The following is an 18,610-nucleotide window of genomic DNA, read 5'->3' on the forward strand; positions in this document are numbered from 1 at the left end:
TTCGACAATTGTCGAACAAGCTCCTACTGTCAGTTCCGTTGGTTCGACGATTCTCGAACATTGGAGCTGACGATGCGATCCCGCGCCGCCGCCTACCCGCTGCTCGCCGTGGTCGGCTGGGGAGTGATGTTCCCCGTCCTGGCCAGCGCGCTGACCCGGGTCGACCCGCTCAACCTCACCACCGCCCGATACCTGCTGGCCGCCGCAGTCCTGGTCGGCCTCCTGCTGCTTCGCGAGGGTGCCGGCGCGCTGCGCCACGGCGGCCGGGCGGTCGAGGTGGTGGTGCTCGGCGTCGTCGGGTTCGCCGGGTTCAACCTGCTCACCAACCAGGCCCTCGAGCACGCCGCCCCGCAGCAGATCTCCCTCTTCGTGGCCACCACCCCGGTGATCACCCAGCTCGTCCGGTGGGTCCGCGACGGCGTACGCCCCAAGCCCCTCCTGCTGGCCCTCTCCCTGGTGGCGCTTCTCGGCGTCGGCCTGGTGATCACCCGCGGCAGCCTGGCCGGTCTCGGCCAGTTCGGCCTCGGCGGCCTGATGATGATCGGCGCGGTGCTCGGCTGGGGCGTCTACACCCACGGCGCCAGCCGGTTCGGTGACTGGTCGCCGCTGCGCTTCACGACGCTTACCGCACTCTCCGGCACCGCCGCCATGCTCGTCGCGAGCATCGGCGCCGACGCCGTCGGCTGGCAGCACGCGCCGGCCGCCGCCGACCTCGTGGCGGTCGCCCCGCAGTTGGCGTACGCGGTGGTAGTGGGCGCCGTGATCGCCGTCCTGGCCTGGAACACAGGTGTGCAGCGGCTCGGTGCCGCGAACGCCGCGCTGTTCATGAATCTGGTCCCGGTCACCACGTTCGCGGTGCAGATCGCCCGTGGCTACCGGCCCGACCCGGTGGAGCTGGTCGGAGCCGCGATCACCATCTTCGCCCTGGTCGCCGCGAACCTGGCCAACAGGGCACGGACCCGGACGTCGTCACTGCCGCAGCCGACCGCCGTCACGGACCCGACAGCTGTGGTCGACCCCGTCGCGGTGGCCGCCCGCTGACCCACTCCCTGGGATGCCCGGTGGAGGCCACGGGCAACGTTGCCTAGACTCGACCGCACAACTGCATACCTCATCCAGAGGGGCTGAGGGATACGGCCCGACGACGCCCCGGCAACCACCCCGCGCGCTCACCGCTGAGCGACAGGCGGGGCAGGTGCCAATTCCGTCCCCGCCGCACCGTGCGATGCGGGGAAAGATGAGAGGACTCTCGACATGACGTCGACGATCGTCGCCCCCGGTATCGACACCTCCGCCAGCCCCGCCCGCGCCCTGGTCTGCCGCGCCTGTTCGGCCCGCTACCCGCTCGCCGCCCAGCACGCCTGCTACGAGTGTTTCGGCCCGCTGGAGGTCGACTACGACACCGCCGCCCTGGCCACTGTCACCCGCGAGCAGATCGAAGCCGGCGCGGACAACATCTGGCGGTACGCCGCGCTGCTGCCCGCCGGCCAGGACCCGGCCACCCGGGTCACCCTCAACCCGGGCCTGACCCCGCTGGTGGCGGCCCCGAACCTCGCCGCCGAGCTGGGCATCACCGCGCCGCTCTGGGTCAAGGACGACAGCGCCAACCCGACCCACTCGTTCAAGGACCGGGTCGTCTCGGTGGCGCTCACCGCCGCGAAGGCGCTCGGCTTCACCCGGTTCGCCTGCGCGTCGACGGGCAACCTGGCCAACTCGGTGGCCGCGCACGGCGCCCGCGCCGGGGTGCCGTCGGTGGTCTTCATCCCCAGTGACCTGGAGCAGGGCAAGGTCATCACCACCGCCGTCTACGGCGGCGAGCTGGTCGCCATCGACGGCTCGTACGACGACGTCAACAGGCTCTGCGGTGAGCTGGTGGAGACCGACGAATTCGAGGACACGGCGTTCGTCAACGTCAACGTCCGCCCGTACTACGCGGAGGGCTCCAAGACCCTCGGTTACGAGGTGGCCGAGCAGCTCGGCTGGCGGATCCCGGCGCAGGTGGTCATCCCGATGGCCAGCGGCGAACTGCTCACCAAGATTGACAAGGCGTTCTCCGAGCTTGTCGAGATCGGCCTGGTCGAGGCGCCGACCGGCGGCTGGAAGGTCTTCGGCGCCCAGTCGGCCGGCTGCAACCCCATCGCCACCGCCCTGCACGCCGGCACCGACACGATCACCCCGGTCAAGCCCACAGGCATCGCCAAGTCGCTGAACATCGGCGACCCGGCCGCCGGCCTCTACGCCCTGGAGGCGGTCCGCCGCACCGGCGGATGGATGGAGTACGTGGACGACGACGAGATCCGTGCCGGCATCCGTGACCTGGCCCGCACCACTGGTGTCTTCGCCGAGACCGCCGGTGGGGTCACCGTGGCGGTGCTGCGCAAGCTCGTCGAGTCCGGCCGGCTCGACCCGGCGGCGGAGACCGTCGTCTTCAACACGGGCGAGGGCCTCAAGACCATCGACGCGGTGGCCGGGCAGGTCGGGCCGACCCACCACATCAAGCCCTCCCTGCGCGCCGCCCGGGACGCCGGCCTCCTCGGCTGACCGCCCCGCCTGGGCGATCCGCCGGGTAACTGGGTTTTCGCTGTGAGTGTGGAAAACCCGCCGCTCTGGACTTGACGGCAGGAACCGGACGGCGCAAGATGCTCCGTGCGGGAGGGCATTTCGCCGGAGACTTTTGAAGTTCTTGCGACCCAACGCCGGAGGCGTTGTGCGAGTGTCCCTCCCGACCACGTCCGATCGGGCCAGCGAGTAAATCGCTGGCCCGATCGCTTTTCCGGTGCCAGTCTCGCCCGCATGAGCATCACGATCGCGTCCTTCGACGGCACCGACCGGGCCGCGGTCGACGAGGCGTACCGGATCGGCGCGGCGGCGGGCGACGTCGACGTGCCGGACCTCCCGCCGTTCTGCCGGCGTCGCTTCGACGCGCTGTTCCACACCCCGATGCCCGGCACCGAGTCGCTCTGGGCGCTGGCCCGCCTGGACGGCGTACCGGCCGGCTACCTCCAGCTGGACCTGCCCTACCTCGACAACACCGAGAACGCCACCGCCGATCTGACGGTGCATCCGGAGCTGCGGCGCCGGGGCGTCGGCCGGGCCCTGCACGAGTACGGGGTACGCCTGCTGCGCGAGCGCGGACGTAAGCGGGTCGTCGCGATGGCCGTCTCCGCGCTGCCCGACGGGCCGGCCCGAAGCGTCGCGGGCGACGCGTTCGCCGCCACCACGGGTGCCCGGCCCGCACTTGCCGAGGTGCGTCGGCGTCTCGCGGTCGCCGACATCGACCGGATCGCGTTGCGGACGGCGCTCGCCGAGGCCACCCCGCGGGCCGAGGGCTACCGGTCGGTCTGCTGGCAGGGCTCCACCCCGCAGGAGTACGTCGCGGACATCGCCTACCTCGACGGCCGGTTGCTGACGGACGCGCCAATGGGCGACGTGCAGTGGGAGCCGGAGCAGGTGGACGCCGAACGCATCAGGGGAAACGAACTGTCGCTTGACGCCCGTGGCCGGCGGCGCTACCACCTCGGGATGCGGCACGAGGAGTCCGGGCGGCTTGTCGCGTGGACCCTGCTCGACGTCGGTGCCAACGCCGACTGGCACGCCTACCAGCAGATCACCATCGTCGACCCCGCCCACCGCGGGCATCGGCTCGGCCTCATCGCCAAGGCGGAGAACCTGCACCACCTGCTCACCCACGAGCCGGCGGTACGCGTCATCGACACCTTCAACGCCGCGAGCAACAGTTACATGGTGGCGATCAACGAACAGCTCGGCTTCCGCCCGGTGGACGCCTGGACCGACTGGCAGCTGACCCTCTGACGGAGATCGGTGCTACTGCTCGCGGCGGGTCCTCAGGCATGATGGCGGGCATGACGGAGACCCCGCATCCCCTGTACGACAGGCACGCCGACACCCTCAACCGTGCGCTGACCGCGATCACGGAGCGGGGCTACTGGTCCGCCTATCCCGAATCCCCAAGCCCCCGGGTGTACGGCGAGAACGCCGCCGCCGACGGCAGGGCCGCCTTCGAGGCGTACCTCGGTGGTGACTTCCCCCTCGACCAGCCGGGCACCGGCGCGCGGGTCGCCACCGAGGCCAGCCCGTTCGGGGTGGAGCTGGCGGTGCGCTACCCGCACGCCGGCGTCGACGAGCTGACCCGCGCCGCCTCCGCGGCGCTGCCCGCGTGGCGCGACGCCGGCCCGCAGGCCCGGGTGGGTGTCTGCCTGGAGATCCTCGACCGGCTGCACAAGCACATCTTCGAGCTGGCCAACGCGGTGCAGTTCACCAGCGGGCAGGCGTTCGTGATGGCCTTCCAGGCCGGCGGCGCGCACGCCCTGGACCGGGCGTTGGAGTCGCTGGCGTACGCGTACGCCGAGATGACCAGGCACCCGGGCACGGCCGGCTGGGAGAAGGCCGCAGGCAAGGGTGACCCGCTGCGGATGACCAAGACGTTCCACGTGGTGCCGCGCGGGGTGGCGCTGGTGATCGGCTGCAACACCTTCCCGACCTGGAACTCGTACCCCGGGCTGTTCGCTTCGCTGGTCACCGGCAACCCGGTGATCGTCAAGCCGCACCCGCGCGCGGTGCTGCCGCTTGCCATCACGGTGAAGTACGCCCGGGAGGTGCTCGCCGAAGCCGGGTTCGACCCGAACCTGATCCTGCTGGCGGCCGAGGCGCCAGGTGAGAAGCTCGCCAGCGACCTCGCCCTGCACCGCTCCGTCAAGATCGTCGACTTCACGGGTTCCACCGAGTACGGCGACTGGCTGGAGACGCACGCCCGGCAGGCGTCGGTCTACACCGAGAAGGCCGGCCTGAACACCGTCGTCATCGACTCCACCGACGACTTCGCCGGCATGTGCCGCAACCTCGGCTTCACCCTGACCCTCTACAGCGGTCAGATGTGCACCACCTCGCAGAACATCCTCATCCCGGCCGGCGGCATCGAGACCGACCAGGGGCACAAGAGCTTCGACGAGGTGGCCGGTGGGATCGCCGCCGCGGTAGGCAAGCTGACCGCCGACCCCGCCCGGGGTGTCGAGCTGACCGGCGCCATCGTCAACGACGGGGTGCTGGAGCGGCTGGCCGACGTGACAAAGGTGGGCGAGCCGGTGCTGGAGTCCCGCGCCGTGGCCCACCCGTCGTACGCCGACGCGGTGGTGCGTACCCCGACGATCGTGAAGTTGACCGCCGACGACGCGGAGACGTACGGCCGGGAGTGGTTCGGGCCGATCTCCTTCGCCATCGCCACCGACTCCACCGTCCACAGCCTGGAGCTGCTGCGCCGGACCGTCGGCGAGAAGGGGGCGCTCACCGCTGGGGTCTACTCCACCGACGAGTCGGTGCTGGACGCGACCGAGGCGATCGCCGTCGAGGTCGGGGTGCACCTGTCCTGCAACCTGACCGGCGGGGTGTTCGTGAACCAGTCGGCGGCGTTCTCCGACTTCCACGGCAGCGGTGCCAACGCGGCGGCCAACTCGGCGCTGACCGACGGCGCCTACGTGGCCAACCGCTTCCGGATCGTGCAGTCTCGGCGGCACGTGTAGGTGCGGTTCGGGGTTTCCGGGGCAGCCCGACCCGCTCCGGGCGGTCAGGCTTGATCCCTGCGCGGGTCGGGCTGCCCCGGAAACCCTTCGTGCGCACGGTGGCGCAGGCTTTTGGGGCATCACCGGGGTTATGCCGTGGGAGGGTCAGGCGGGGCGGCGCATCTGGAGCTCGGTCAGGGCGGGGATCGTGGGGTGGGGGACCCGTACGCCGGTGTCCTCGAAGCCCAGCCGCTGGTAGGCGCGGTAGGCGCGGTCGTTGCCGACCACCACCTCCAGCAGCAGCTCCGGTCGACCGCACGCCCTCGACCAGGCGGCCACCTCGTCGATCAGCTCACCGAGCAGGCCGCTGCCGCGCCACGCCGGCGTGACGTAGACCGCGTAGATGACTGTCAGCCCGGCCTCGCGGGGCGCCGCCGTTCCTCCGGCGTGCCCGACGAACCGGCCACCCGGATCCGCCACGAACTGTGCGGTCTCCGCGCCCCGCGAGGTGTACGCGACCCGCGCCGCGTACTCGGCGTGCGAGCGGGCGGCCGCGTCGGCGATCGTCTCCAGGAAGGCCAGCGGCGCGTCGGCGAGCATCTCCAGGCGCAGCGCCCGCATCCGGGCGGCGTCCTGCGGCCGGACCCGGCGGACCTGCGCCTGCCGCAGGGCGGGCGAGCCCGTGTCGGTGGTCATGCCGCATGCCTATCACAGGGCCGGAAGCGGTTTTCGGCGACAACCACGGACATCGATGCTCTGCCCGGAAAACCAGGGCTCGTCGACGCCGCCGGGGCGCCCTGAACCATGCCCGATTTGTGGTCGTGCGCGGCCGTCACTCCTCGTGTAGCGTGCGATTTCGGTCACCGTTTCAGCGGCCGTCATCGATCGCCGAGCGGTGGTCCACAGGCGCCCGGTCACGCCGCGCGCCGGGGCAGGTAACGCCGCGCAGAGTGAGGAAGTGCACCGTGGCACAGGGCACCGTGAAATGGTTCAACGCCGAGAAGGGCTACGGCTTCATCGCCGTCGACGGCGGTCAGGACGTGTTCGTCCACTTCTCCGCGATCGAGATGGACGGCTACAAGGCGTTGGACGACGGTCAGCGGGTGGAGTTCGAGATCGCCCAGGGTCAGAAGGGCCCACAGGCCGAGCACGTACGCGTCGTCTGATTTCCCGCGCGTCGCGGGCTGCGGTGCGGGCACGTACCCGGGAAGATCGTGAACCGTTCCAGCCGATGCTGAGGAGGGTTCATGACCGACCAGCCGCCCCCGACCACCCCGCCTCCCGGGCCGGGGGAGCCGGGCCCGTCCGACCCGGGCGCAACCGGCGGCCAGGCCGGCCCGCCGCCGGGCTGGGACCCCGCGCAGGGCGGCTGGGGTACGCCCGCAGCGCCCGCCCAGTGGGTGTTCCCGCCCACCGGCGGCTTCCCGCCGGGCGCCGGCCCCTACCCGGGGCAGTCCTGGTATCCGGGGCCGCCCGTCGGGTGGTACCCGCCGGGTCACGGGTTCGACCCGAACGACGCCCTGGTCACCCCGTCCGGCGCCGGTCTCGGCGGCTGGTCCGCCAGGTGTGGGGCGGCGCTGCGTCGGGGCTGGCGGCTGCTGGTGCCCATCATGCTGCTCACCCAGGTGGCGCCTGCCGCCGTACTCTCGGTGCTCTCCCTCGGCGTGGACCCGTCGGCGCGCTGGGAGGCGCAGGCTGAGTCGCCGTCCAGCCTGCCGGAGACGTTCGTCACGGACCTGGTGACCCTCCTGGCCGTGCTGATCGGCGGCAGCCTGCTGATCGGGCTGGTGCAGGCCATCGGGTGGGCCGCCGGGACCTGGGTGATCACCCGCCAGGCGGCGGGGGAGTCCGCCGAGCTGGGGCCGGCGCTGCGGTACGGCGTACGGCGGGCGCTCGGGCTCTGGGGCTGGACGCTGTTGATCAGTCTGCTGGTCGGGGTGGGGTTCTGCTTCTGCGTGCTGCCGGGCATCTACCTGGCGTTCGCGTTGAGCATGGCCGGCCCGGTCTACCTGTTCGAGCGGCAGAACCCGATCGGCAGGTCGTTCCGGATGTTCCACGACCGGCTCGGTCTGCTGCTCGGCCGGGTGGCGCTCGTCGTCGCGGTGGTGATCGTGGCCACGGTGGTCCCGTCGGTGCTGGAGTCGATCCTGTCCGTCCCGCTGGGTACGGACCCGCTCTCGTCGCCCGGCACCGCTGTCGGCATCGTCGTGGTTCTCGCCGTCTCGGCCGTGCTGGCCCTGCCGGCGCACCTCGCCCAGTTGATCGGTCTGCTGGTCACGTACGCCGAGCAGCGGGCGCATGAGGCGCCGGTGAACAGCGCCGGGCTGGCCGCGGAACTCGGCTGAGCCGCACCATCGTGCTTGCACTCGGCAGGGGAGAGTGCTAAACAAGTCATTGGCACTCGCATACCGTGAGTGCCAATGGTCGGGACGGTGGGGCCAGGTTGCACAGGCGTGGAGACGCCGGGGCGGCATGGCCGGTCGTCGCGGGCTATCCGGCCCGGCCGAAGGACGTCGTCGTCGCCAGGTGGCGACGTCCCAAGGTGCGTACACCAGGCGGCCCATCCGGGGCACACATCTCGGGTGGCCCGTGAGTGTCCAGGAGGACAACGCCGTATGGCCAAGATGATCGCGTTCGACGAAGAGGCGCGCCGCGGCCTCGAGCGGGGCATGAACCAGCTCGCTGACGCCGTAAAGGTGACCCTCGGCCCCAAGGGCCGCAACGTCGTGCTCGAGAAGAAGTGGGGTGCCCCCACCATCACCAACGATGGTGTGAGCATCGCCAAGGAGATCGAGCTCGAGGACCCGTACGAGAAGATCGGCGCCGAGCTGGTCAAGGAGGTCGCGAAGAAGACCGACGACGTTGCCGGTGACGGCACGACGACGGCGACCGTCCTGGCCCAGGCCCTGGTTCGCGAGGGCCTGCGCAACGTGGCTGCCGGCGCCAACCCGATGGCCCTGAAGCGGGGCATCGAGGCCGCGGTCGCGAGCGTCTCGGAGGAGCTGTCCAAGCTCGCCAAGGACGTCGAGACCAAGGAGCAGATCGCCTCCACCGCCTCCATCTCCGCTGGTGACACCAGCGTCGGCGAGATCATCGCCGAGGCGATGGACAAGGTCGGCAAGGAAGGCGTCATCACCGTCGAGGAGAGCAACACCTTCGGGCTGGAGCTGGAGCTCACCGAGGGTATGCGCTTCGACAAGGGCTACATCTCGGCCTACTTCATGACCGACCCGGAGCGCATGGAGGCCGTCTTCGACGACCCCTACCTCCTGATCGTCAACAGCAAGATCTCGTCGGTCAAGGACCTGCTCCCGATCCTGGAGAAGGTCATGCAGTCGGGCAAGCCGCTGCTGATCATCGCCGAGGACATCGAGGGCGAGGCCCTGGCCACCCTGGTCGTCAACAAGGTCCGGGGCACCTTCAAGTCCGTCGCCGTCAAGGCGCCGGGCTTCGGTGACCGCCGCAAGGCCATGCTCGCCGACATCGCCATCCTCACCGGTGGCCAGGTCATCAGCGAGGAGGTCGGCCTCAAGCTGGACGCCGTCGGCGTCGACATGCTGGGCCGCGCCCGCAAGGTCGTGGTGACCAAGGACGAGACCACGATCGTCGACGGTGCCGGCGACGCCGAGCAGATCCAGGGTCGGGTCAACCAGATCCGGGCCGAGATCGACAAGAGCGACTCCGACTACGACCGCGAGAAGCTGCAGGAGCGGCTGGCCAAGCTGGCCGGCGGCGTTGCGGTCATCAAGGTCGGCGCGGCCACCGAGGTCGAGCTCAAGGAGCGCAAGCACCGCATCGAGGACGCCGTTCGCAACGCGAAGGCCGCCGTCGAGGAGGGCATCGTCCCGGGTGGTGGCGTCGCGCTGGTGCAGGCCGGCAAGACCGCCTTCGACAAGCTGGACCTGGTCGGCGACGAGGCCACCGGTGCCAACATCGTCAAGGTCGCGCTGGACGCCCCGCTGCGGCAGATCGCCGTCAACGCCGGCCTCGAGGGCGGCGTCGTGGTGGAGAAGGTCCGTAACCTCGAAGCGGGTCACGGCCTCAACGCCGCCAACGGCGAGTACGTCGACCTGCTGGCCGCGGGCATCATCGACCCGGCCAAGGTGACGCGTTCGGCGCTGCAGAACGCGTCGTCGATCGCCGCGCTGTTCCTCACCACCGAGGCCGTCGTCGCGGACAAGCCGGAGAAGACCCCGGCTGCCCCGGCTGGCCCGGGTGGCGGGGACATGGACTTCTGAGTCCAGTTCCGACACACCGAACGGGGCGGGCCGCTGACGCGGTCCGCCCCGTTCGTCGTCAGGTGGGCAGCGGGCGCTGGTTACGCCTCTTCTGTGCCCTGTCGTACGGCGGAAGCAGTTGGATCGGGGCGTCCACCATCTCCTGCGGCTCCTCGATCGCCGGCTCGGCGTCGGTGGTCATCTCGGCCAGTTGTTCGGCGTCGCCGTAGTCGAGCCTGTCGAACGGCAGTTGGCCTGGCAGTTCGCCTACCGGTTTCCAGGTGATCGGCGGGCCGTCCTCGGTCTGGTCGTCATCCGTGGTCATGGCTGCCTCCTTCACCGAAACGGTAGGGGGCGGTCGATGGGCGATGCGGGCGAATGAATCTATATCCCATTTGCCCAGTTATGCCACTGCTAGGGTCCGCCGGTACAGAAAGAAGACCCGCTCGATCCGCGCGCCCGCGCTGCCCGAGTAGAACGGCACCGGCCCCACCCAGCCGATCTGCGCACGGTCCAGCCCCTGCGCCCGCTGGTCGCGCAGGCAGCGACGCAGCAGCACCCCGCCGATCCCGGAACCCTCGGCGGCCGGAGCGGTGCCCATCGGCCCGAACCAGCTCGGCCGCGACGACCCGTACGCGGCGAAACCCAGCAGCTCGCCGTCCTTCTCCGCCAGGTGACACCCGGCTCCCGCACGGCCCACCGAACCGGCCACCTCGCCGTCCCACGCCCCACCGAAGGTGGCCCGGGCGAACGCGGTCAACGCCGGCAGGTCCGCCGGCTCCGCCCGCCGTACCGTGATGCCCCGCTCGGCCAGCCGCCGCTCCGCTGCCTCCGTGGGCCGCAGTGCCGGCGACTCGTCGTACGACAGGTCGGCGGTCATGTTCCAGGCCGTCCGGTCCTGCCGGTAGCCCAACGCCAGGGCGGCGCAGACGGCAGGCGTGTACCGCACGTCGATACCCGGCCACGCGTAGTAGGGCGGGTTCCCGGCGAGCAGCACCTCGGTCACCCCGCGCTCGGCGAGCACCGCTTCGGCCCGCGCCAGCAGCGCCCGCCCGACTCCCCGGCGCCGCTGGTCCGGCAGCACCGCGACCAGGTCCACGTGCCCGACTCCCGGATCGGTCGGCGACACCGAGCAGAGCAGCACCCCGACCAGATGAGTCCCCCGGTGGGCGCCAAGTGCGACCACCGGCCGGTCGGCGCCGGCGCGGGGCCAGAGCACGTCGACGATGGAGGCCGCCTCGGTGGCGTCCTCGGGCAGGTCGAGCGCCAGCTCGCAGAGCCGCACCACGGCGGGGGTCAGGTCGGGGGTCAGCTCGCTGATGGTGATCTCGGCGTCCATGGTCGCGACCCTAGATCACCCCTGGGCGGCGCGGACGGCGGCGAGAGCGTCGACCTCCCCGGCGCCCGTGACGTTCGCCGGGCCGCCGCAGGCGTCCGCCTGGTTACGCGAGCGGTACGTCGGCACGGCCGGCGTCGCGGTGTCCCGCAGGATCTGCCGCGTACGCGCCAGGTCGCCGACGAGCGCCGGATTCGCCGACCACATCAGCGCCACCACGCCGGCCACCTGGGGAGACGCCATCGACGTTCCGTCCAGGACGCCGTACCCGCCGCCCGGCATCGCCGACACCACCTCCACGCCCGGCGCCAGCACGTCCGGCTTGACCACACCACCGGCCACCGGCCCACGCGAGGAGAACTCCGCCACCCGCCGTTGCGGGTCCACAGCGCCGACGGTCAGCACGTCCGGGTACTGCGCCGGCGGGTCCTCGATCGACCCGCACCACGGACCGGTGTTGCCGGCGGCGGCGACCACGAAGATCCCTGCGGCGTCCAGTGCGGCGGTGGCCGGTCGCAGGACCCTCTGGTCACAGCCCTCGATCGGCGGGCAGCCCCACGAGTTCGTCAGCACCTGCGGGGCGCGGTCCGGTCGCCCGTCGGTGAAGGGGTCACCGCCGGCCGGGAAGGGCGCCAGCATGAACTGGAGACAGTCCAGGTAGTGCCCGGGGCTGCCCAGGTTGCGGTCCAGGTTGACGCAGCCCACCCACTGCGCGTCCGGCGCCACACCGATGCCGTCCCGCCCGACCGCGCTGCCCACCGTGTGGGTGCCGTGCCCACCCTTGTCGGTCGGGGACCGGGTGCCGTTCCAGGGGTCGTACCAGGAGTCGTCGCCGCCGCGGAACCCGGCCCGTAGCGCCGGGTGGGCGCCGTCCACGCCGGAGTCCGAGCTGCCCACGACGACGCCCCTGCCGGTCACCCCGAGCTGCGACCACACCCGGTCGGCGCCGAGCTGGCGGATGTTCCATTCCGGACCGGTGGGCGCGGGTGCGGTGCCCCGGGTCTGCCCGGCCGGCGCGGGTAGGGGCCGCAGACGCTGGCTGACCAGCACCCGGTCCACTTCCGGCCGGCGCGTGAGCCACGCCCGCGCCAATGGACCGCCGTCCACCTCCACCGCGTTGACCAGGTAGTACGACACCGGATCGAGCCCCAGCCGGCGCAGGTCGCGGCGCAGGTCGCTCTGGCTGCGTGCGGCCGTGTCCACAAGCCGCCGGTAGACCTCGGTGGCCCTGGCGTCCCGGCCCGCCCGGCCCGGTACGCCGGCCGGCAGACCGGTCAGGTCGGCCTGTTCGCGCAGCACCACCAGCAGCCGCTCGCCGTGCAGGCCGGGCTGCCCCGGCCCGACGTCCACCAGGGCGAACGTCACGAGCAGCACCAGCGCGGTGATCGCGGCCACCCGCCGGCTCGGGGTACGGGCCGACCGCCGTGCCAGCCACACCGCGTACCCGATGGCGAAGACTGCCGCGACGGCGAGCCCGGCCCCGGCGGCGGCCGCCACCCAGAAAGGCACGTCGCGGGTGCCCACCAGCAGCAGGCTGATCTCCTCCGGGTCGGTGAACGCCAGCGGTCCGAGTACGCCGAGCCCTACCAGCCAGCCGGTCGCCGTCCGCCCGGCCCGCGCCGCGCCCGCCGGGTAGGCGGTGGATCGCCAGGTAGCGGCCCAGAGTGCGGCCAGCGTGAAACCCGCGGGTGGCAGGGTCAGCAGCGCGGGTAGCTGGGCGCCGGACTGGCCGGTACCGGCCGCGAGCAGCAGCAGCGCCACCCCGGCGACCAGGCCGCCGACAAGCACCAGGCGGGCCGGCCGGGGTGGCCTGCCGACCGCGAAGCGGGACCAGAAGGTCGCGTCGAGCAGCGTCGCGGCGAGTCTGCCGATCGCGGCGGCGGCCAGCAGCGCCAGCACGGTCTCCAGCAGGCCGCCGAGCGCGCCCAGCCAGGCCCAGGGCAGCAGCAGCGCCAGACCGGCGGCGACGGCGAGCAGCGGCACCGCACCGGGCCGGCGGAATCGTCCTCCGGCCGGCGCGGGTCCGCCGTCGGCGTCCGCCGCGCCGGCGTGCTGTGCGAGGCCGTCCGGCGCGGGGCCGTCGGGTGCGGGGCCGTCCGGCGCGGGGCTGTCGGGCGCGGCGGCGTCGCCGATGACGGCCGGGCGGCGGGCCCACCGGGTCGCGGCGAGCGCGCCGAGCGCCGCCATGGCGGCCAGCGCGGCGAGGTACGCCTCGTGGTGCACAAGCGGCACGATCCGCAGCAGGGTGAACACCCCGAGCGCCAGAACGGCGGCCAGCCACACCCGTCCGGTGGCCCGTACCGGGGCCGACCGGGGCAGCACGGCCAGCAGCAGTGCGGGTGTGCCCACCAGAATGACTGTGGCGAGGCCCAGCACCGGCCAGAGCCAGCCAGCCCGGTCCCGTCCGAAGCCCAGCAGCACCTGGTCGGTGACCCAGCCACCGGTCTGGGTGCCAACGGTGACCGCGACGGTCCAGCCGCCCACCAGCGCGGCCGCGACCACCGGCCACGGGCTGGCCGGGCGCGGAGGCGGCCGGTACGGCAGCGGTTGACCAGCGGGTGACGGAGAGCCGGCCTGCATGACTCGCACAGTACGGGGCGGACGGCGCATGTCGGCACGCTGCCCACGGCGGATACGGTGGACGGGTGCGAGATCCCAACATCTCCCGATCCGTCGCCGGGCAGCTCTCGCCGGTGCGTCGTGCCGCCGACCTGCGTCGACTGCGGGCCGAGCGCTTCGACGTGCTGGTCATCGGGGGCGGGGTGACAGGTGCCGGCGCCGCAGTGGACGCGGCGTCCCGGGGGCTGAAGGTGGCCCTGGTGGAGGCGCGTGACCTGGCGGCCGGCACGTCGAGCCGTTCCAGCAAGCTCATCCACGGCGGTCTGCGTTACCTGGAGCAGTTGGAGTTCCACCTGGTCCACGAGGCGCTCACCGAACGCGGCCTGCTGGCCACCCGGCTCGCACCGCACCTGGTCCGCCCGGTGCCGTTCCTGGTGCCGCTGCCCGCCGGTCGGGGCGTGCGGGATCTGCCCGCCCGGCTCTTGCGCCGCTCCTACTACGGCGCCGGTGTGGCCGCCTACGACGCCTTCGCCGGGGTCCTCGGCGGGGGCCGGGGAATGCCACTGCACCGGCACCTGACCCGCGAGGGTGCCCGGCGGATCTTCCCGAGCCTGCGGGCCGACGCGCTTGCCGGCGCGATCCGCTACTACGACGGTCAGGTCGACGACGCCCGGCTGGTGGTCACCCTGGCCCGTACGGCGGCCAGCCTCGGCGCCACTGTGGTGAGCAGTGCCCGGGCCGTCGGTTTGATCCGGCAGGCGCGGGAGGTGACGGGCGTCCGGGTCCGCGACCTGGAGGCGCCGGCCGGCTCGCCGGACGCCGAGTTCGAGGTGCAGGCCCGTACCGTCATCGCCGCCACGGGTGTGTGGAGCGACGACATGTCGCGGATGCTCAACGACGTGGGCCTGCGGCCCGGCATCCGGGTACGCGCGTCCAAGGGCGTGCACCTGGTGGTGCCCCGCTCGGCGATCACCGGCGAGACCGGGCTGATCCTGCGTACGGCCAGTTCGGTGCTCTTCGTCATTCCCTGGGGCGGGCACTGGATCATCGGTACGACGGACACCGACTGGCGGCTGGACAGGTCCCACCCGTCCGCCTCGGCCCGCGACATCGACTACCTGTTGCAGCAGGTCAACACGGTGCTGGAGCGGCCGTTGACCACCGCCGACATCGAGGGTGTATACGCCGGGCTGCGGCCGCTGCTGGCCGGCGAGGCGGACTCCACCTCGAAGCTGTCGCGCGAGCACGCCGTCTTCGAGCCGATGCTCGGGTTGCTGCTGGTCGCCGGCGGCAAGTACACGACGTACCGGGTGATGGCCTCGGACGTGGTCGACCGGGCCGCCCGCCGGCTGGGGGGCGTCCGGCCGTCGCGTACCGCCGACCTGCCGTTGCTGGGCGCCGACGGGTACCCGGCCATGTGGCGGGACCGCGCCGATCTGGCCCGTCGGCACGGCGTGCCGGTGGGTGTGGTGGAGCACCTGCTGGAGCGGTACGGCACCCTGACGCTGGACCTGCTGGCGCTGATCGACGCGGATCCGCTGCTCGCCTCCCCGCTGGCCGGTGCGCCTGAGTACCTGGCGGCGGAGGTCGCGTACGCGGCGCGGGCCGAGGGCGCGTTGCATCTGGAGGACGTGCTGACCAGGCGTACCCGGATCTCCTTCGAGACCTCCCACCGGGGCCTGGAGTCGGCGGAGCACGCCGCCGAGCTGATGGGTGCGGTGCTCGGCTGGGACGCGGGCACCCGGGTCCGCGAGGTGGAGCACTACCGTGCCCGGGTGGAGGCCGAGCGGCAGTCCCAGTTGATGCCTGACGACGCGACGGCGGACGCGGCCCGTCTCGGTGCCCCGGATGTCAGGGGTTACGCGGCCGACCGTGGCGGCGACGACGATCAGGCGTCCCTGCCTTCATCGGCGCGATGACCGAATAGTGACGTTACCGAAGGGTAACCATCGATAGCGGCCCGGATGGTGGTTTCGCACGCTACCTACGGTGGGGTAGGTTTCCGCGCGTGCTGTACCGCGCGCGCCCCCGTCTGCTCGGGCCCCTCCTCGCTGCGGCTCTCGCCATGGCCCTGACCGGCTGCTCGCTGTTCGAACGGGACGCCGGCGCGACACCGCAGGCGGCGCCCCCGGTGGGTTCTGCGGCCGGCGGACCGCTGCCCGAGATCCCCACCACCGTCGCGGCAGGGCAGGTCAGCCTGCTCCAGCGGCTCGGCACCGACGGCCCGCTGCGCACCCTGAGCGTCGAGCGCAACGGCGCGTGGCAGTGCCTGGACTGCGCGGGCGACGGGGTCAACTCCCGTGGCACGCTCGCGCCCGAGCAGACCGAACGGCTCCAGGTGCTGCTCGCCGACCCGAAGCTGGCCGAGGAGACCGACCAGGTGCGGCGGTACCGGGCGACCTGCATCGACGCGCTGACCTCCAGCCTGCTCACGTCGGCAGGGCTGATCACCTCACAGGACTGCCCGGGCGAGGAACGACCTGTCGTCGCCGGAGAGATCCTGCTGCTGCTCACCCAGGCGACCCCGGCCGAGGTCATCGGCTGAGCCGCGCCGGCGTCAGAGCACCTTGCCGGGGTTGAGCATGCCGGTCGGGTCGAGCGCCGACTTGATCGCCTGGTGCACCCGGACGCCCACCGGCCCGATCTCCCGGGCCAGCCAGTCCCGCTTGAGCAGCCCCACCCCGTGCTCGCCGGTGCAGGTGCCGCCCAGGTCCAGGCCGAGCCGCATGATCTCGTCGAACGCCCGCCGACCCCGCTCCACGCTCGCCGGGTCGGCCCGGTCCACCACGATGTTCGGGTGCATGTTGCCGTCCCCGGCATGCCCCACCACGCCGATCGGCACCTCGCACTCAGCAGCGATCCGGGACACCCCGTCGAGCAGGGCGGCGAGCGAACCACGAGGCACCGCCACGTCGTCGATCACCAGGCCGCCGTTGCCCCCGGGGTAGGCGTCGGCGGCGAACTTCTCCATCGCCGGGTGCGCCAGCCTGCGGGCCTGCAACAACGCCGCCGCCTCCACCGCGTCGGTGGCCGCGTACACCTCGTCGGCGCCGGCCGCCTCGCACACCTCGGCCAGGCCGGCCAGGTCGTCCGCCGCCCGGGTGCCGGTGTCCGCGGCGGCCAGCAGCAGGGCCTGCGCGTCCGTCCGCAACCCCATCGGCTGGTACGCCTCGATCGCCCGCAGGTGGGTCTGGTCCAGCAGTTCCAGCAGGCTGGGCGTCAGCCCCCGGGCGGCGATCTCGGCCACCGCCGTGCCGGCGGCGGCCGTGGACGGGAAGACCGCCACCATGGTCAGCGACTCGGCCGGGGCGGGCCGCAGCGCCACTGTCACCTCGGTGATCACCCCGAGGGTGCCCTCCGAGCCGACGAAGAGCCGGGTCAGGTCGTAGCCGGCCACGCCCTTGGCGGTACGCCGGCCGGTGCGCAGCACCTCACCGGAGGCGAGCACGACCTCCAGGCCGAGCACGTACTCGGTGGTCACGCCGTACTTGACGCAGCACATGCCGCCGGCGTTCGTGGACACGTTGCCGCCGATCGTGGACGACTCCCACGAGCCGGGGTCCGGCGGATACCACAGCCCCTGCTTGGCCACCGCCCCCGCCAGGGTCGCGTTGACCACCCCGGGCTGGACCACGGCGATCCGGCTCACCGGGTCGATCTCGCGGATCTCGTCCATCGCGACGGTGCTGAGGACCACCGCGCCGTCCACCGCGTTCGCCGCGCCGGCGAGGCCGGTCCGCGCGCCCTGCGGCACCACCGGTACGCCGTGTCGAGCCGCCGCCCGGACGACCGCGACCACCTGCTCGGTGGTGCGGGGGCGGGTCACCACCAGCGGGGTGCCGGCGGCGCAGAGGTCCGCCTCGTCCCGCTTGTGCATCAGCAGCAGGTCCGGGTCGGTGAGGACGGCGTTCTCGCCGAGCGCGGCGCGCAGGTCGTCGAGGAGTCCGGTGGGGGCCATGCAGCCGAGGCTAGGTCCCCGGCCGCCGATCATCAACATGATCCACTGCGCGGGATAGCGTGGATGCCATGCTCTACCTGGACCGGCCTGCCTGGCCGTGGCGCGGTCGGCTCTGGTCACACCTGATCAGCGACGTCTCGTACGCCGAGCTGCACGCCTTCGCCGAGGCGTTGGGCGCGCCCCGGCGCGGCTTCGACAGGGACCACTACGACATTCCCGCCGACCGGTTCGCGGCGGCGGTGTGGCTCGGTGCCCGGGTGGTGCCGAGCCGGGAGCTGGTCCGGTTGCTCCGCGACGCCGGTCTGCGCCGCCCGAAGCACCTGGTCAGCCGGCCCGCACCGGTGGGTCGGTGAGCGCGGCCAGCTCGCGGCGCAGGTTGTCCCGGGCCGGGCGCTCCCAGTGGGCGGCCAGCGGCGGCAGCCGGAACAGCGCGGGCAGTTCCAGCAGACCGGTAAGCACCGCCGCCCGTCCGGCCCGGAAGGCCGGCTCCGGTACGTGCGCGTACTCCCGCCGGATGGTCGCCGCGTAGCTGTCGTACGCCTCAGGCGGTGTGGCCAGCACGGCGAGGTCCGCGTCGCAGAGCAGCGCGCCGTCGCGGTCCTGCGGTGTCACCGCGTGCCCGGCGGTGAGCAGCACCAGGCGGTGTACCTCGGCCACGGCGGACGCGGGCACCCCGAGCCCGGTGAGCACGCTTGTGGCCAGCGCGGCGCTGTCCCGTTCGTTGGCGTCGCCGGAGGCCCGGGGGTCGTAGACCGCGTCGTGGTACCAGGCGGCGAGCCGCACCAGGTCGACCCGGCCGGCCAGGTCGGCGTGCCGGTCCACCACGTCCAGGACGGCGGCCAGGTGGGTGAGCGTGTGGTAGTGCCGCTGCGGCTCCCGCCAGCGGTCGAGCAGGTGCTCCCCGGCCCGCGTCACCGCCGGCCCGGGCCGCGCTCCGGCACCCTGGGCCGCCACCCGCCACCGGTCCAGCAGATCAGCCACCGCCCGATTCTGTCGCATCCGCCCGCGACGCGCGGGACCTGAG

General features: G+C 72.5%; 16 protein-coding genes and 1 riboswitch. Of the genes, 10 read left to right on the forward strand and 6 right to left on the reverse strand.

Going from position 1 to position 18,610, the window contains the following annotated elements:
- Positions 1-72: 72 nt before the first annotated feature.
- From ACFY1S_RS09845 to paaN, 4 genes are all read left to right on the forward strand, one after another.
- On the forward strand, positions 73-1,041 hold the full coding sequence (locus tag ACFY1S_RS09845) for a DMT family transporter (protein WP_387114991.1): 969 nt from the start codon (positions 73-75) through the stop codon (positions 1,039-1,041).
- A 67-nt stretch (positions 1,042-1,108) separates the two neighbouring features.
- Positions 1,109-1,244, forward strand: a riboswitch (SAM riboswitch).
- Between the two features lie 10 nt (positions 1,245-1,254).
- Positions 1,255-2,541 carry a threonine synthase gene (thrC, locus tag ACFY1S_RS09850; RefSeq protein WP_387114994.1) on the forward strand — a complete coding sequence of 429 codons (1,287 nt, stop codon included), beginning with the start codon at positions 1,255-1,257 and terminating at the stop codon, positions 2,539-2,541.
- 252 nt (positions 2,542-2,793) lie between these two features.
- Positions 2,794-3,813 (forward strand): GNAT family N-acetyltransferase, encoded by a 1,020-nt coding sequence (locus ACFY1S_RS09855; protein ID WP_387114997.1) that lies wholly within the window; start codon positions 2,794-2,796, stop codon positions 3,811-3,813.
- Positions 3,814-3,863: 50 nt separating this feature from the next.
- The gene (gene paaN / locus ACFY1S_RS09860; protein WP_387115000.1) at positions 3,864-5,537 is read left to right on the forward strand and encodes a phenylacetic acid degradation protein PaaN; all 1,674 of its coding nucleotides are present in this window, start codon (positions 3,864-3,866) and stop codon (positions 5,535-5,537) included.
- A 144-nt stretch (positions 5,538-5,681) separates the two neighbouring features.
- Here the strand turns inward: paaN and ACFY1S_RS09865 are convergent, their stop codons facing one another.
- Entirely contained in the window at positions 5,682-6,212 is a 531-nt protein-coding gene (locus tag ACFY1S_RS09865) for a GNAT family N-acetyltransferase (protein ID WP_387115003.1), read from the reverse strand.
- A gap of 269 nt (positions 6,213-6,481) precedes the next feature.
- On the opposite strand from ACFY1S_RS09865, the gene ACFY1S_RS09870 reads away from it, so the two are divergent.
- The 3 genes from ACFY1S_RS09870 (at position 6,482) to groL (ending at position 9,754) form a co-directional block, all read left to right on the forward strand.
- Positions 6,482-6,682: a cold-shock protein gene (locus ACFY1S_RS09870; RefSeq protein WP_091666677.1), complete on the forward strand. Its 201-nt coding sequence runs from the start codon at positions 6,482-6,484 to the stop codon at positions 6,680-6,682.
- A gap of 81 nt (positions 6,683-6,763) precedes the next feature.
- Entirely contained in the window at positions 6,764-7,861 is a 1,098-nt protein-coding gene (locus ACFY1S_RS09875; protein WP_387115006.1) for a hypothetical protein, read from the forward strand.
- A 270-nt stretch (positions 7,862-8,131) separates the two neighbouring features.
- Positions 8,132-9,754, forward strand: coding sequence for a chaperonin GroEL (gene groL, locus ACFY1S_RS09880; protein WP_387115009.1), 1,623 nt, complete (start codon positions 8,132-8,134; stop codon positions 9,752-9,754).
- 58 nt (positions 9,755-9,812) lie between these two features.
- Here groL and ACFY1S_RS09885 read toward each other — a convergent pair whose 3' ends face one another.
- The 3 genes from ACFY1S_RS09885 to ACFY1S_RS09895 form a co-directional block, all read right to left on the reverse strand.
- Positions 9,813-10,058: a hypothetical protein gene (locus tag ACFY1S_RS09885; protein ID WP_387115012.1), complete on the reverse strand. Its 246-nt coding sequence runs from the start codon at positions 10,056-10,058 to the stop codon at positions 9,813-9,815.
- 78 nt (positions 10,059-10,136) lie between these two features.
- Complete coding sequence (locus ACFY1S_RS09890; protein ID WP_387115015.1) at positions 10,137-11,072, reverse strand: GNAT family N-acetyltransferase; 936 nt, start codon at positions 11,070-11,072, stop codon at positions 10,137-10,139.
- A gap of 15 nt (positions 11,073-11,087) precedes the next feature.
- A complete protein-coding gene (locus ACFY1S_RS09895) occupies positions 11,088-13,649 on the reverse strand; it encodes a S8 family serine peptidase (RefSeq protein WP_387115018.1) in 2,562 nt (853 codons plus the stop codon).
- Positions 13,650-13,729: 80 nt separating this feature from the next.
- Here ACFY1S_RS09895 and ACFY1S_RS09900 point away from each other — a divergent pair, with 80 nt between their 5' ends.
- Together ACFY1S_RS09900 and ACFY1S_RS09905 are read left to right on the forward strand one after the other, a co-directional pair.
- Positions 13,730-15,547: a glycerol-3-phosphate dehydrogenase/oxidase gene (locus ACFY1S_RS09900; protein WP_387115998.1), complete on the forward strand. Its 1,818-nt coding sequence runs from the start codon at positions 13,730-13,732 to the stop codon at positions 15,545-15,547.
- 89 nt (positions 15,548-15,636) lie between these two features.
- On the forward strand, positions 15,637-16,173 hold the full coding sequence (locus ACFY1S_RS09905; protein WP_387115022.1) for a hypothetical protein: 537 nt from the start codon (positions 15,637-15,639) through the stop codon (positions 16,171-16,173).
- Between the two features lie 12 nt (positions 16,174-16,185).
- Here ACFY1S_RS09905 and ACFY1S_RS09910 read toward each other — a convergent pair whose 3' ends face one another.
- Positions 16,186-17,586: an FAD-binding oxidoreductase gene (locus ACFY1S_RS09910; protein WP_387115025.1), complete on the reverse strand. Its 1,401-nt coding sequence runs from the start codon at positions 17,584-17,586 to the stop codon at positions 16,186-16,188.
- Positions 17,587-17,654: 68 nt separating this feature from the next.
- Here ACFY1S_RS09910 and ACFY1S_RS09915 point away from each other — a divergent pair, with 68 nt between their 5' ends.
- A complete protein-coding gene (locus ACFY1S_RS09915; RefSeq protein WP_354820127.1) occupies positions 17,655-17,939 on the forward strand; it encodes a DUF4031 domain-containing protein in 285 nt (94 codons plus the stop codon).
- Here the strand turns inward: ACFY1S_RS09915 and ACFY1S_RS09920 are convergent.
- Complete coding sequence (locus ACFY1S_RS09920; protein ID WP_387115028.1) at positions 17,911-18,567, reverse strand: metal-dependent phosphohydrolase; 657 nt, start codon at positions 18,565-18,567, stop codon at positions 17,911-17,913. The two genes, ACFY1S_RS09915 and ACFY1S_RS09920, sit on opposite strands and share 29 nt — an antisense overlap.
- Between the last annotated feature and the right edge of the window lie 43 nt (positions 18,568-18,610).

Source organism: Micromonospora sp. NPDC000663 (assembly GCF_042898105.1).
Taxonomy (GTDB): domain Bacteria; phylum Actinomycetota; class Actinomycetes; order Mycobacteriales; family Micromonosporaceae; genus Micromonospora.

What these genes read in the sequence shown, in the direction of transcription:
- ACFY1S_RS09845 (WP_387114991.1), top strand. Translation starts at nt 73, where the DNA reads ATGCGATCCCGCGCCGCCGCCTACCCGCTGCTCGCCGTGGTCGGCTGG.
- thrC (WP_387114994.1), top strand. Translation starts at nt 1,255, where the DNA reads ATGACGTCGACGATCGTCGCCCCCGGTATCGACACCTCCGCCAGCCCC.
- ACFY1S_RS09855 (WP_387114997.1), top strand. Translation starts at nt 2,794, where the DNA reads ATGAGCATCACGATCGCGTCCTTCGACGGCACCGACCGGGCCGCGGTC.
- paaN (WP_387115000.1), top strand. Translation starts at nt 3,864, where the DNA reads ATGACGGAGACCCCGCATCCCCTGTACGACAGGCACGCCGACACCCTC.
- ACFY1S_RS09865 (WP_387115003.1), bottom strand. Translation starts at nt 6,212, where the DNA reads ATGACCACCGACACGGGCTCGCCCGCCCTGCGGCAGGCGCAGGTCCGC.
- ACFY1S_RS09875 (WP_387115006.1), top strand. Translation starts at nt 6,764, where the DNA reads ATGACCGACCAGCCGCCCCCGACCACCCCGCCTCCCGGGCCGGGGGAG.
- groL (WP_387115009.1), top strand. Translation starts at nt 8,132, where the DNA reads ATGGCCAAGATGATCGCGTTCGACGAAGAGGCGCGCCGCGGCCTCGAG.
- ACFY1S_RS09885 (WP_387115012.1), bottom strand. Translation starts at nt 10,058, where the DNA reads ATGACCACGGATGACGACCAGACCGAGGACGGCCCGCCGATCACCTGG.
- ACFY1S_RS09890 (WP_387115015.1), bottom strand. Translation starts at nt 11,072, where the DNA reads ATGGACGCCGAGATCACCATCAGCGAGCTGACCCCCGACCTGACCCCC.
- ACFY1S_RS09895 (WP_387115018.1), bottom strand. Translation starts at nt 13,649, where the DNA reads ATGCAGGCCGGCTCTCCGTCACCCGCTGGTCAACCGCTGCCGTACCGG.
- ACFY1S_RS09910 (WP_387115025.1), bottom strand. Translation starts at nt 17,586, where the DNA reads ATGGCCCCCACCGGACTCCTCGACGACCTGCGCGCCGCGCTCGGCGAG.
- ACFY1S_RS09915 (WP_354820127.1), top strand. Translation starts at nt 17,655, where the DNA reads ATGCTCTACCTGGACCGGCCTGCCTGGCCGTGGCGCGGTCGGCTCTGG.